General features: G+C 69.1%; 11 protein-coding genes and 1 pseudogene. 3 read left to right on the top strand and 9 right to left on the bottom strand.

Features of this window, described 5'->3' with window-relative positions:
• Together ABZ319_RS37700 and lepA are read right to left on the bottom strand one after the other, a co-directional pair.
• Window positions 1-1,169: pseudogene (locus tag ABZ319_RS37700) on the bottom strand (hypothetical protein); the annotation flags it as partial.
• A gap of 367 nt (window positions 1,170-1,536) precedes the next feature.
• The gene (lepA, locus tag ABZ319_RS37695) at window positions 1,537-3,381 is read right to left on the bottom strand and encodes a translation elongation factor 4 (RefSeq protein WP_354991374.1); all 1,845 of its coding nucleotides are present in this window, start codon (window positions 3,379-3,381) and stop codon (window positions 1,537-1,539) included.
• A gap of 156 nt (window positions 3,382-3,537) precedes the next feature.
• Here lepA and ABZ319_RS37690 point away from each other — a divergent pair, with 156 nt between their 5' ends.
• Window positions 3,538-4,113: a type II toxin-antitoxin system PemK/MazF family toxin gene (locus tag ABZ319_RS37690; protein ID WP_354991373.1), complete on the top strand. Its 576-nt coding sequence runs from the start codon at window positions 3,538-3,540 to the stop codon at window positions 4,111-4,113.
• A 65-nt stretch (window positions 4,114-4,178) separates the two neighbouring features.
• Here ABZ319_RS37690 and ABZ319_RS37685 read toward each other — a convergent pair whose 3' ends face one another.
• The 4 genes from ABZ319_RS37685 to ABZ319_RS37670 form a co-directional block, all read right to left on the bottom strand.
• Entirely contained in the window at window positions 4,179-4,958 is a 780-nt protein-coding gene (locus tag ABZ319_RS37685) for an aquaporin (RefSeq protein WP_354991372.1), read from the bottom strand.
• Between the two features lie 63 nt (window positions 4,959-5,021).
• Window positions 5,022-5,864 (bottom strand): transglutaminase family protein, encoded by an 843-nt coding sequence (locus ABZ319_RS37680; protein ID WP_354991371.1) that lies wholly within the window; start codon window positions 5,862-5,864, stop codon window positions 5,022-5,024.
• Entirely contained in the window at window positions 5,861-6,829 is a 969-nt protein-coding gene (locus ABZ319_RS37675; RefSeq protein ID WP_354991370.1) for an alpha-E domain-containing protein, read from the bottom strand. The genes ABZ319_RS37680 and ABZ319_RS37675 overlap by 4 nt, the downstream gene beginning before the upstream one ends.
• A gap of 55 nt (window positions 6,830-6,884) precedes the next feature.
• Window positions 6,885-8,393 (bottom strand): circularly permuted type 2 ATP-grasp protein, encoded by a 1,509-nt coding sequence (locus ABZ319_RS37670; protein ID WP_354991375.1) that lies wholly within the window; start codon window positions 8,391-8,393, stop codon window positions 6,885-6,887.
• A 345-nt stretch (window positions 8,394-8,738) separates the two neighbouring features.
• Here ABZ319_RS37670 and rpsT point away from each other — a divergent pair, with 345 nt between their 5' ends.
• Together rpsT and ABZ319_RS37660 are read left to right on the top strand one after the other, a co-directional pair.
• Window positions 8,739-9,002 carry a 30S ribosomal protein S20 gene (gene rpsT, locus ABZ319_RS37665; RefSeq protein ID WP_354991369.1) on the top strand — a complete coding sequence of 88 codons (264 nt, stop codon included), beginning with the start codon at window positions 8,739-8,741 and terminating at the stop codon, window positions 9,000-9,002.
• Window positions 9,003-9,176: 174 nt separating this feature from the next.
• Window positions 9,177-9,920, top strand: a complete 744-nt coding sequence (locus ABZ319_RS37660) for a hypothetical protein (RefSeq protein ID WP_354991368.1) — start codon at window positions 9,177-9,179, stop codon at window positions 9,918-9,920.
• Between the two features lie 63 nt (window positions 9,921-9,983).
• Here the strand turns inward: ABZ319_RS37660 and holA are convergent, their stop codons facing one another.
• From holA to ABZ319_RS37645, 3 genes are all read right to left on the bottom strand, one after another.
• Window positions 9,984-10,955 carry a DNA polymerase III subunit delta gene (holA, locus tag ABZ319_RS37655; protein ID WP_354991367.1) on the bottom strand — a complete coding sequence of 324 codons (972 nt, stop codon included), beginning with the start codon at window positions 10,953-10,955 and terminating at the stop codon, window positions 9,984-9,986.
• Between the two features lie 10 nt (window positions 10,956-10,965).
• A complete protein-coding gene (locus tag ABZ319_RS37650; RefSeq protein WP_354991366.1) occupies window positions 10,966-11,940 on the bottom strand; it encodes a ComEC/Rec2 family competence protein in 975 nt (324 codons plus the stop codon).
• A 1,102-nt stretch (window positions 11,941-13,042) separates the two neighbouring features.
• A partial coding sequence (locus ABZ319_RS37645; protein ID WP_354991365.1) for a ComEA family DNA-binding protein occupies window positions 13,043-13,668 on the bottom strand: 626 nt, incomplete at its 5' end.

Raw genomic sequence — 13,668 nt, 5'->3', positions numbered from 1 at the left:
GCGACGGGCGCGACCGGGGCGGGCGCGAGCGCGGGGGCCGGGGCGCCGGCGCTCGGCAGGGTGAAACCACCGGCGGGCGCGGCGGCGGCCGGCGCACTCGCGGGCGAGACACCGGGAGCGGGAGCCGCACCGGGAGCGCTCGGTGCTCCCGGTGCGCCGATGGCGCCGTCCGCCGGGTGCTGGCCCACGGTGGCGGCGGGCTGCTGCCCGTCCGCCGGGCGCGCGCCCGCGGCCAGGGGCTGAGCGGGCTGTTCGAGTCCGGGCGCGGCCGGGCCGCCGGGAATGTGCGAAATCCCCTGTCCGAGATCCTGTCCGAACTGATCGAGCTGATCGCCGACGTTGCCGAACCCGATGTCGACCTTCAGGTCCGACTGGAAGCGGATCCCGTCGAGTCCGATGTGGGCGTCCACGCTCCAATCGGTGCGGAGGTAGAGCCCGAGCTGATCGAAGTTCACTCCCTCGGGGAGCGAAGGACTTCCGAGGTCGCCCAGTTCCGGCGGGCGGTAGCCGCTGCCGAGACCGGGCATGTGCACGCCGCCGTCCGGACCGGGCAGATTCAGCCCGGGCAGCGAGAAGCTCGCGCCCGGTTCCATTCCCGGCAGGGTGAAGCCGTGCTCGGCGCCCGGCAGGGCGAAGTCCGCGTCGCCCGCTCCGGGCAGCGCCGGGTCGGCGTCGGAGTCCACGCCGGGCAGGGTGAAGCCGCCGCCGCTCGGATTCGCGTTCGAGACGGGCAGGGTGAACCCGGCGTCGGAGTCGGGCAGGCCGAGGCCGCCGAAACCGGCCATGCTCGCGCTGCTCGACGAGGATTCGCCGAAGTGCGAGGGGAAGAGCCCGGCGTCGGTGCCGTGGTGCTGGGTCTCGGCCACCGGCGACACGCCGCCGTAGCCGGCCTGGGGCATGCCCGAGGGGGTCAGATCGGGGAAGGTCAGGGTCGGGCTCGGCACGTCGGGTTGCGGATCGTTCACCTGCGACCAGCCGACGTTGCGGCTGTCGTGGTTGATCGGGCTCTGTTCGCCGCGGCTGCCCGCCGCGGCCACGAGCGCACCGCCGGTGACATACGCGCCTGCCCTCGTCACGCGCGCGACCCCGGTGGCAATGCGATACGCGGTGTCGCCCGAGTACTCGTCGCCGGCCCCGGTTTCGTCGTCGAAGGGCAGCTCACGCGTCATACAGGCTCCGCTCTCGATGATCCGGCGGCCCACCGCGGCGGGCCGTCGTCCTCAAACTCGTTTCACACCCTATTTCCGGATAACCGGTCTGTCACATCCTCCTGGTAGGAGACGTAGTGCCCAGTGGTGCGAGACATAGCTTGTCATCCTGCATATCAGGACGGAAGACCCTGTTTTCACCTGACTAGCGAACCGGCCGCTTCCCTGCCCAGCTGCTCAGCTCACCCACGTACCAATCGGCTTGTTTTCTAACTTTTTCCTATCGATCCGGCTACCCGCGGCGGGAAAAACTGGGCATCGGCCCTGGATACGCGAAGCCCCGCCGTCCGAGGACGACGGGGCACGCGGGGGGGTGCGCCAAGCACCCTTACTTCTTGGGCTTGTCCGAATCGGTGGACAGCGCCGCCACGAAAGCCTCCTGCGGCACCTCGACGCGGCCGATGGTCTTCATCCGCTTCTTGCCCTCCTTCTGCTTCTCGAGCAGCTTGCGCTTACGGCTGATGTCACCGCCGTAGCACTTGGCGAGCACGTCCTTGCGGATGGCGCGAATGTTCTCGCGCGCGATCACCTTCGAGCCGATGGCCGCCTGGATCGGCACCTCGAACTGCTGGCGCGGGATCAGCTCGCGCAGCTTGGTGGTCATCTTGTGCCCGTACGCCTGCGCGGCGTCCTTGTGGACGATGGCCGAGAACGCGTCCACGGCCTCGCCCTGCAGCAGGATGTCCACCTTCACCAGCGCGGCCTGCTGTTCGCCCGCCTCCTCGTAATCGAGCGAGGCGTAGCCGCGGGTGCGGGACTTCAGCGAGTCGAAGAAGTCGAAGATGATCTCCGCCATGGGCAGCGTGTACCGCATCTCCACGCGGGTCTCGGACAGGTAGTCCATGCCGAGCAGTTCACCGCGCCGGGACTGGCACAGCTCCATGATGGTGCCGACGAATTCGCTCGGCGCGATCACGGTGCACTTGGTGACGGGCTCGTAGATCTCCTTCACCTTGCCCTCGGGCCAGTACGACGGATTGGTGACGACGTGTTCGGTGCCGTCCTCCATGATCACGCGGTAGATGACGTTGGGCGCGGTCGAGATCAGGTCGAGGCCGAATTCGCGTTCCAGGCGCTCGCGGGTGATCTCCATGTGCAGCAGGCCCAGGAAGCCCAGGCGGAAGCCGAAGCCGAGGGCAACCGAGGTTTCCGGCACGTAGGTGAGCGCGGCGTCGTTGAGCTGGAGCTTGTCCAGGGCGTCGCGCAGGTTCGGGTAGTCCGAGCCGTCGACCGGGTACAGACCGGAATAGACCATGGGCCGCGGATCCTGGTATCCCGCAAGCGCTTCGGTCGCGCCGTCGCGCGCGTTGGTGACGGTGTCACCGACCTTGGACTGGCGCACGTCCTTCACGCCCGTGATGAGGTAACCCACTTCGCCGACGCCGAGGCCGCGGGTGGGCTTGGGCTCGGGCGAGACGATGCCGATCTCCAGCAGTTCGTGCTGCGCGCCGGTGGACATCATCTTGATCTTGGAGCGCGGGGTGAGCTTGCCGTCCACCACACGCACGTAGGTGACCACGCCGCGGTAGGTGTCGTACACCGAATCGAAGATCATGGCGCGCGGCGGGGCATCCGCGTCGCCGACCGGTACCGGCACCTCGGCGACCACCTTGTTCAGCAGCTCGGCCACGCCGACGCCGGTCTTGCCGGATACGCGCAGCACATCCTCGGGCTCACAACCCACGATGTGCGCGATCTCGGCGGCGTAGCGGTCGGGGTCGGCGGCCGGGAGGTCGATCTTGTTCAGCACCGGGATGACCGTGAGGTCCTTGTCCATGGCCAGATACAGATTGGCCAGGGTCTGCGCCTCGATGCCCTGTGCGGCGTCGACCAGCAGGATCGCGCCCTCACAGGCTTCCAGCGCCCGCGAGACCTCGTAGGTGAAGTCGACGTGCCCGGGCGTATCGATCATGTGCAGGACGTAGTCCTCACCGTCGACCTGCCACGGCAGCCGCACGTTCTGGGCCTTGATGGTGATACCGCGCTCGCGCTCGATATCCATCCGGTCCAGGTACTGCGCGCGCATGGCCCGCTCCTCGACCACACCGGTGAGTTGCAGCATGCGATCGGCCAGCGTCGACTTCCCGTGGTCGATGTGGGCGATGATGCAGAAGTTCCTGATCCGGCTCGGATCGGTGAACGTCGTGTCGGCGAAGCTGCTAATCGGAGTCACTCCTCGGCATGGCGAAACAGCGGCATGTCAACCCGGAAGTCTACGGTGCGCCGGGAACGCGGTTGACCAGCGGAGCACCCCCGCACCGAACTGCGGCTCGGCACAGGCAAATCGGAGCAGATGAGAACCCGGCCCCGCGCGGCTAGGCTGCCCGACATGGCCGGCAGGTGGAACGCTCTGGGGAAGCAATTGGGGATCGTAGCCAAGGAGCAGGGATCCCAGCTCGTCAAGCAGCAGGCGCCCAAGTTGATCGGGCGGGTACAGAAGTCCTCGGTGTGGGACCGGGCGGTGCGGGCGGTCGCGCCCAAACCGGCGCCGCCCCGGGTGCGGCCGACGTCGTCGGCGGGCGTGCCGTCCACCGAGCGGGCGCGGCTCATCGTCTACAGCCCGCAGCTGGACGGGCGCGCGGATCCCGGTGAGATCGTGTGGACCTGGGTGCCCTACGAGGAGGACCCGAACAACGGCAAGGACCGCCCGGTGCTGGTGGTGGGCAGGGAGCGGGACCTGCTGCTCGGGCTGATGCTCTCCTCGAACGAGGACCACGAACACCATTCGAACTGGGTGGGCATCGGCTCCGGTCCGTGGGACAACCAGGGCCGCGACAGCTGGGTGCGCCTGGACCGGGTACTGGACGTGCCCGAGACCGGGATTCGCCGCGAGGGCGCGATCGTCCCGCGCAAGACCTTCGACCGCGTGGCGCACCGCCTCTGCGCGGAGTACCACTGGCACTAGGAACCCGAACGCACCCGGGCCCCGTTCCGAATCGGAACGGGGCCCGGGCTTTTCACGCGGCTATCTCAACTCAGCGGATTGCGCGAGCGCCCGAACATGAGGCTGTAGACCAGCGCGCCGAGCACGCCGCCGACCAACGGGAACAGCAGGAACACCCACAGCTGCCCGGCCGCGCCGTCCTGATAGAAGGCCACCGCCAGGCTGCGCGCGGGGTTGACCGAGGTGTAGTCCACCGGAATCGAGATGAGGTGGATGACCGCCAGCGTGATGCCGATGGACAGACCGGCCAGCGGCACGTCCGAGAGCTGATCGGTGGAGGCCAGCACCACGAACACCAGCAGCGCGGTCAGCACCACCTCGACGGTGATCGCCGCGGCCAGGCCGTAGCCGTTGGTGGTCACCCCGCCCAGCTCGACCGCGGACGGTGAGTGCGCGCCCCAGCCGTTGGCCGCGAGCCCGTTCTGCGCCCGGTCGTAGGAGGGCAGGTTCTTCGCGATGGCGTAGACGACCGTGCCGCCGGCCAGACCGCCGAGGAGCTGGGCCACCCAGTACGCGCCCAGGGTGACGATGTTGATCCGGCCCAGCAGGAACTGGCCGACGGTGACGGCCGGATTCACATGGCAGCCGGAGATCGGGCCGATCGCGTACACCAGGAACACCAGGGTGAAACCGAACGCCAGTGCCACACCGAGCGCGCCGACCCGTTCACCGGCCAGGACCGCGGTGCCGACGCCGCCGAGCACGAGCACGAAGGTGCCCAGGGCCTCGGCGAACAGCTTCCGGCCCAATGCGATCGGTTGCAGTTCCGCCAGTTCTTCGGCGAATTCCTGCGCTGTAGGGGACATGAGCCACCTTCCCGGATCGTCCCGCGGTGTGCGGAGAGCATCTGAGTTCTGCCGTGTCGCGCATCAGGCGAGCCGAGTGATCTCCACAACCACGTCGAGATCGGTCGAGCCGCTGCCGCTGAAGATACCTTTCAAAGGGGGCACATCGGCGTAATCACGACCGACGCCAACTGAAACGTGTTGCTCCGTTATGGGGATGTTGTTGGTCGGGTCGTAACCCCACCATTGCCCGGTCCAGGCTTCGACCCAGGCGTGCATCTGGCCGGCAACCGTATGCCCCACCTCGCCGCCCGGATCCGGGTGCAGGTAACCGGAGACGTAGCGGCTGGGAATTCCCATGCTGCGCAACAGCAATAGCGTCAGGTGCGCGTAATCCTGGCAAACGCCCTGCCTTTCGGCGAACGCCTGCACCGCGGAGGTGTGGACCGAGGTGGTTCCGGCCAGATAGGTCATTTCCCGGTGCACCCATTCCGCACCGCGCACAACGGCTTTGGCCGGCGGCACGCCCTTGGCGAGCTGGCGGGCCACCGGGGCCAGGCGGCGTTCGCGCGGGACGTAGTCGGTGGGGGTGAGCAGTTCGTCGAATCGATCCGCGACCGAATCGGCGCGCAGTTCCTCCCAGGACAGCTCCTCGGCGGGTCCGGCGAACGGCTCGGTCTCCACCACCGAGGCGCCGGTGACCTCCAGTTCGGTGTGCGGTGCGTTCAGGTCGAAGGCTGTGACCGTGGTCCCCCAGTAGTCGGTGTAGCGATAGGACCTGGTCGAGGGCACCGTGTCGACCCGGTTGAGGATGACGTTCTGGCGACTGTCCGCGCGCGGGCTCAGCCGCGCCTCGTTGAACGACCGGGTGACCGGCGCGTCGTACACGTATCCGGTGGTGTGCACCACCCGCATGCGCCAGCTCATACCGATTCTCCGACCCGGAAGCCGTTGAGCCCGTGCAGCCCCGTCCAGGCCACCCAGGATTCGGCGTGGAAGTACTGCAGCGCCACCGCCTCGCCGATCTCGTGACAGGTCGCCTGCAACCAGAGCAGCCGGCTCGGCAGGTCCTCGAGCAATTCCGCCGCGGGCAGGAACTCGAGTTCGCTGCGGGCGCGCCCGAGCAGCCGGTGCGCCTCCTGACGCGCGGCGAAACGACTGTTGGGGCGTTGATCCAGTTCCTGCAGGCAACTTTCGGCCATGCGCAGCGAATGGAAGACCGAGCGCGGGAAAAGCCGGTCCAGCAGGATGAATTCGGCGATCTGATTCGCGTCCAGCACCCCGCGATGCGTGCGCAGATAGGGGTCGTGCGCCCCGGCCGAGCGCAGCACCGTCACCCACGCGGGCGAGGAGGTGCGGTCCCCCGCCCGCGAAAGCAGCAGGCGCACGGTCATATCGACGCGCTCGATGGATCGGCCCAGCAGCAGGAACCGGTAGCCGTCGTCCCGGCTGAGCGTGGAATCGGAGAGTCCGGCGAACATGGCCGCGCGGTCGGTAATGTAGTGACAGAACTCGTGCGGGCCCAGGGCGCGGGCCGCGCGTTCGGCCGCGGCCAGCCCGTTGTAGGTGGCGTTGAGACACTCCCACATTTCGGTCGAGGTGACTTCCCTTGCGCCCCGGGCATTTTCCCGCGCCCGGTGCACCGAATCCACAATGGATCCGCCGTGTTCACGGCCGAAGGCCACCAGCTCGGTGACCGACCACACGTCGAGTTCGGATTCGGGTGGTTCGATGCCCAGTACCCGTAACAGCACCCTGGAGGTTCGATCCGGGTCCACCGTCGCGTCCTCGAGCAATTGATGCACCGCGACATCCAGAATGCGCGCCGTGTACTCGGCGCGTTCGACGTATCGGCCGATCCAGAAAAGGGATTCGGCATTGCGCGCCAACATGTTTACCGCCTAACGGGTCCTACTGCTTACCTCCGCCACGCTGCGGTTCGAACGTCTACTGCGATTGTTGTTGCTGACTGGCCCGATGGGGCGTGGGTTCACGGGATTGGTCCCGGTCCTGCGGAATATGTTGTTCGCCGACCAATTGCGTGCCGGCCAATTCTCGCTGTGCCACAGAGGTTCTGGGGGCCAGCACCCAGGTGTCCTTACTGCCCCCGCCCTGGCTGGAATTGACGACCAGCGACCCGTCCGGCAGCGCCACCCGCGTCAATCCGCCGGGCAGCACCCAGATGTCGTCGCCGTCGTTGACCGCGAACGGCCGCAGGTCCACGTGCCGCGGCAGCAGCCCGCCGCCGATCTTGCTCGGCACGGTGGACAGTTGGACCACCGGCTGGGCGATCCACCCGCGCGGATCGGCCCGCACCTTGCGGCGGATCGCCTCGAGTTCCTTCGGGGCGGCGTCGGGCCCGATGACGATCCCGTACCCGCCCGAGCCCTCGACCGGTTTGACCACCAGTTCGGCCACCCGGTCCAGCACCTCGTCGCGTTCGTCGGGTTCCCAGCAGCGGTAGGAGTCCACGTTGGGCAGGATCGGCTTCTCGCCGAGGTAGTACTCGATGAACGCGGGCACGTAGGTGTACACGAGTTTGTCGTCGCCCACGCCGTTGCCGACCGCGTTGGCCAGCACCACCGATCCCGCACGCGCGGCATTGAGCACCCCGGCCACGCCCAGCATGGAGTCGGGGCGGAACTGCATCGGATCCAGGAAGGTGTCGTCGATGCGGCGGTAGATGACGTCGACCTGGCGCTCGCCGGCGGTGGTGCGCATGTAGACGACGCTGTCGCGGCAGAACAGGTCCCGGCCCTCGACCAGTTCCACGCCCATCTGCCGGGCCAGCAGCGAATGCTCGAAATAGGCGGAGTTGTAGACCCCGGGGGTGAGCACCACCACGGTCGGGTCGGTCTCGTTGGGCGCGGCCGCCGCGCACAGCGCGCGCAGCAGGTGACTGGGGTAGTCGCCGACCGCGTGCACCCGATGCGAGGCGAACAGGTCCGGGAACACCCGGGCCATGGTGCGGCGGTTCTCCATGACGTAGGAGACACCGGACGGGGAGCGCAGATTGTCTTCCAGGACCCGGAAGTCACCGTGCTCGTCGCGAATCAGGTCGATGCCCGCGACGTGGATGCGAACCCCGTTGGGCGGCACCAGCCCGGCGGCCTCGCGATGGAAGTGCGCGCAGGAGGTGACGAGTCGGCGCGGGATCACCTCGTCGCGCAGGATCGTCTGTTCGCCGTAGACGTCGGCGAGGAAAGCCTCGAGCGCCCGCACGCGCTGTTTGATGCCGCGTTCGAGTTTGGTCCACTCCGCGGCGGCTATTACCCGGGGCACCAGGTCCAGCGGAAAGGGCCGTTCCTGGCCCGAGAGCGAGAAGGTGATGCCCTGATCCACGAAGGCGCGCGCCAGCGCCTCGGCCCGGGCCTCCAGGTCCGCCGCGTCCGCGGTGGCCAGGGCCGCGAAGATGCCCCGGTAGGGGGCGCGCGGGTGGCCGGAGGGGTCGAACATCTCGTCATACGCGTCGGCATAGCGGCCGGGTCGGTAGCCCGCGAAGACCCCGTCCACGGCACTGCCGATCTCGGCACGGCCGTTCGATGATGGAGCGGCCGCGGCCGATCGTGCTCCGGCTACGGGGGTCATGCAAAAATAGTCCATCACGCAGGGGCAACACGCAGTTGGACGCGGATAAATTTCTCGTATCGTCCATGTAGCGAACAGGGCCGATTTCATACACCGGCGTGTTGCCTGGTAATCTCGACCGTCGGTGCTGCGCTACAGGAACGTCAGTGTGCGCCCGGAGACTTTCAGTACTTACCTCATACACACCAAACGAAGGAACACGAGGAAACAGGCGTGGCCAACATCAAGTCCCAGATGAAGCGGATCCGTACCAACGAGCTTGCGCGCCAGCGCAACCAGTCGGTGAAGTCCTCGCTGCGCACCTCGATCCGCAAGTTCCGCGAGGCCGCCGCCGCCGGTGAGAAGGACAAGGCCCTCACCCTGCTGCAGTCCGCGAGCAAGAGCCTGGACAAGGCCGCCTCGAAGGGTGTCATCCACTCCAACCAGGCCGCCAACAAGAAGTCGGCGCTGTCGCTGGCCTTCAACAAGCTCGGCTGATTTTCACCGGTATTCCATTCCGGTAAGCATGCTTCGAACAGCCGCCGTGGCCACGACGACCACGGCGGCTTTTGTCGTATCCTCGCTGCCGAGACTTGCCGAGGCCGACGGTTCCCTGCAGGATGGCCTGCGACCGTCAGGCTATTGGATCGACCACCCCCGTTGGGAGCACCCTTGACACCGCTACGCCGTACTCGCCAGTCCTGGACCCGCGGCGCCGCGGCCGCCGGTATCGTCGCGGTCGCGCTCACGACCGGCCTCGGCACCGCCGCCGCCCGGCCCATCGGCCCGTTCGAGGTGGGCGGCGCGATCGAGGTCGAGTACGACCGGGGTGGCGGCTTCGACGCGTTCGGCGATCCGGTCGGCCCCGAGGTCGATGCCGCGGGCGGCGGCCGCAAGCAGGACTTCAACCGCAACGTGTCGATCTACTGGACCCCCGCGACCGACGCGCGCGCCATCGGCGGCGCGATCCGGGACAAGTGGTGGCAGCAGGGCGCGGAGGGCGGGGCGCTGAAGTACCCCGTGGTCAGCGAGGGCGCGACGGCAAAGCCGGGGCGTTTCCAGCACTTCCAGAACGGCTCGATCTACTGGTCGGTCGGCACCGCGGCGCACGTGCTCACCGGTGTGATCCTCGACAAGTACGGCAAGGCCGGCTGGGAGAACAGCCCGCTGGGCTTCCCCATCACCGATGAGGGCAAGACCACCAAGGAGAGCGGCAAGTACACCCTGTTCGAGGGCGGCGCGATCTACTCCACGCAGAAGACCGGCACCCGGACGATCTGGGGCGCCATTCGCAACGAGTGGGTGCGAAACGGCGCGGAGAACGGCCGGTACGGCTTCCCGACCAGTGACGAATACGACTACGAGGGCGGCAAGGCCCAGGAGTTCCAGGGCGGCAAGCTCACCTGGCAGCCCTGATCCCCGACGACCCGGGAACCCGCTCGACGCCTCGATGGCGCGGGCGGGTTCTCTCGTTCTGGCTCAGACGGATTCGCGCAGGTCGATGATGCGCGCGAGGGCGTGTTCCAGGGCGTAGTTCGTGTCGGCCGCGCCGCCCTTGACGTCGGCGTTCAGCGCGGCCACGACCTGCAGGGCCGCGCCGATGGCGGCGCCGTTCCAGCCGCGGGCCTGACCCTGGGCCTTCTTGACCTTCCAGGGCGGCATGCCGAGATCGCCCGCGAGTTTGAACGGGTCGCCGCGGCCCGCGGAACCGACCCGGGCGATGGTGTGCACCGAATCGGCGAGGGCATCGGCCAGCAGGACGGCCGGAACGCCGCGGTCGGTGGCCCAGCGCAGCGCTTCCATCGCGGCCGGGCGGTCGCCGGAGACCGCGAGGTCGGCGACGTCGAAACCGGTGACCTCGGCGCGGCCGGAGTAGTAGCGGTGCACCGCGGCCACGTCGACCTTGCCACCGGTATCGGCGATCAATTGTGAAGTGGCGGCGGCCAATTCGCGAAGCTCCGAGCCGACGGACTCGATGATGGCCTGCACCACGTCGCCGGATGCCCGCACGTTGGCGTTGCGGAATTCGTTGCGCACGAATTCGACTCGCTCACCGGCTTTGGTGACCTTGGTCGCCGGGTGCACCACCGCGCCCAGCTTCTGCAGCGCGGGGGCGAGGGCCTTGGCACGGCCGCCGCCGGAGTGCAGGATCACCAGCACGACGCCTTCGGGCGGGTCGGTGGCGGCGTCCTGGACCACCGCGACGGCGTCCTTGCCGGCTTCGGCGGCGGCCTCGAGCACGATGACGCGATCCTCGGCGAACAGCGAGGGGCTCAGCAGCTCGGCCAGTTCCGCGGTGCTGGCGTCACCGGCCCGCAGCCTGTCCACCGGCATGGCGGCGGCGTCCGGGCTGGCGGCCCGCGCCTGCGCGGTGATCGCCGCCACCGCCCGCTCCACCAGCAGTTCTTCATCACCGAGCACGAGATGCAGGGACGCGGGTCGTTGGCTCACGACCCCGATCCTACGAGTCGGGCCCGACACCTCCCCGACGCGGGCGCAGCGCGCCGAGCACAATCGCGCACAGCACCGCGGCCACCACACCCGACCGCACGCCGCCGGGCAGCTGCACCGAGGCGTGCAGCGCCGCCGCCCGATCGGCGACGGTGAGCAGCCACCACAGCGGCGGCCCGGTACAGCGGACGACCGCTTCCGCCGCCGGGGACCACACGCAGGAGAGCACCGCACCCAGCGCCCCCAGCACGGTGATCGGCGCGATCACGGGTTCCACCAGCACACTCACCACGATCGCGAGCAGGCTCACATGCCCCGTCATGGCGATGACGATCGGCGTGGTCACCACGAACGCCGCCGCGGACACGGCCACCGCGTCTGCGGGCGCCCGCCACCACCCCCGCGCCCGCAACCACTCCGACCATCCCGGCGCGAAAACCACCAGCCCCGCCGTGGCCACCACCGACAGCGCGAACCCCCAATCCACCGCCAGCCCCGGCGACCACCCCACCAGCCCGATCACCGCCGCGCACAACGCCGGAACCGCCTGCTTCCGCCGCCCGCCCACCATCGCCAGCAGCGCCACCGCCCCCATGACCGCGGCCCGCAACACACTCGGCGAGGGCCGTGCCAACACCACGAACATGACCAGCGCCACCGCGGCCACGGCGACACCCACCCGCAGATCCACGGTGAGCACCCGCATCGAAAGCAACACCGCCCCTAGCAAAATCGTCACATTCGCCCCGGAAACCGCGGTCAAATGCGAAAGATGCACCTCCCGGAAATCCCCCCGCACCTTCTCCGAAACCCGCGACACATCCCCGATGACCAACCCCGGCAACAACCCCGCCGCCTCCTCCCCCAGGGCCCGCTCCGCCACCCCCGCGAACTCCGCCCGCACCCCACCGGCCACCCGCTGCCACCACGGCGCTTCCCCCAGCAGCGTCGGAACTCCCTCCACCCGAACGACTCCCACGGTCATCCCACGCGCCCACCCCCGGTCCACCTCCCCCCGAAACACCACCCGCTGCCCCGGCAACAACCCCGCCCAACCCGCCTCCCGGGTGAACGCGATCACCTCACCCCCACCCCGCACCGCCTCCACTCCGCCGGCGTCATCCCGCGTGCCACCCCCGCCGCCGGTCTGCCCGTCACCCGACGCGGACCCACCCGAACCTTCCCGCCCGCCCGCCCGCTTCCCCGCCCCGGCCTCACCCCGCCGAAACTCCACCAGCTCCAGCCGCACGATCCAGTCCCGACCCCGAAACCCCGCCCCACTCAACTTCTTCGGATCATCCGCCACCACCGCGGTAACCCGAACCCGCTCCCCCTCCGGCACCACCCCCAGCGGATGCTCCGCCACCCGATACGCCTGCCACCCCCCGGCCATCCCGAATCCCGCCCCAACCACCAACCCCGCCAACACAACCCACATCCCCTGCGGGGTCCGACGCCGAACGCCCCACCCCCACACCGCGACCGCCGAGACCCCGCACCCGACACCCACCCCGACCCCGGCCCGCCATCCACCGGCCAACGCCACGATCATCGCGCCCCAGGCACACACAGCCGCTGGAACCAACCGAGCGTCCAGAACCTGCGGAGCCTCGGCGAATTCCCCCGCATCCGCCACCTCGCGCCCTGTCCCCGGCCTCACCACCGGGGTTCCACCGATCTATCGCTCTCCGAGTTCGCGCGGTTGGCGACGCCCCGCCCGCACTCACCCCCAAACTCGGCCACCCGATCCAGCGCTCCCGGGGCGGGAAACCGCTGCCCGCCGGTATCCCGGCCTCCGGCGGACACGGCCTCCGTGTCCTCGGCGCCCGGGTGTCGACCGCTGACCCGCGTGTGCTCAGCGGTGTCTGCCGAATCCCAGCGTGCTGCCGCAGCGCGGCACCGCGATTCCCCCGTGTACATACGCGACCACCGGCGGCCGAAGGCGTCCGGCAGGGTCGAGGGAGCAGCGGGTTCACCCGCGTCGACCATGTCGATCGGTCGGATATGCGGTCCCACAACGCTTTTCTGGCTCACATGGAACGCGTCGGCGTTCGAGGTGGGGCCGCGGACGGCGGTGGGCGGGTTCGTCATATCGTCACCGCGGGGCGGAGGCGGGCCAGGCGGGCGGGGCCTATGCCGTCTATGTCGGCGAGTTGATCTATCGAGGTGAAGCGGCCGTGGGTGGTGCGCCAGGCGACGATGGATTTGGCGGTGATGGGACCTACGCCGGGGAGGGCGTCGAGTTCGGCTTCGGTGGCGGTGTTCAGGTTGATTTTGGCGGCGGGGGTGGCCGGGCGGGGCGAGGTGGGATCGAGTGGGGCGGAGGGGGGTTTGGCGGAATTGATGATCGTGGTGGCTACCTGCTGGGCGCGTGGGACGGGTTTGCCGACCACTATCTGGTCGCCGTCCACGAGGGGCTGGGCCAGGTTCAGGGCGGAGAGGTCGGCGTCGGGGCGGGGGGACGCGGATTTCAGGGCGTCGGCGACCCTGGAGCCGGCGGGGAGGCGGCGGAGGCCGCTGTAGTCCACGAAGCCGATCACGCTGACCACCAGCTCGCCGGTGGACGCGGGATGGCCGTTCACCTCGGAGGGGTTGGGCGCGGCGGGGTTTCGGGACGGTACCGATGCCTGCGCGGCTCCCGGCCCGCCCTGCGGCGCGGAGCCCGCGCCGCCGCTCTCTCCGCCATCGGCGTTCGGAGCGCCGCCGCCCGAAC

This window comes from Nocardia sp. NPDC005978 (assembly GCF_040614455.1).
Classification (GTDB): Bacteria; Actinomycetota; Actinomycetes; order Mycobacteriales; family Mycobacteriaceae; genus Nocardia.
Note: the sequence above shows the minus strand (reverse complement) of the source record. Positions and strands in the feature narration are given on the sequence as shown.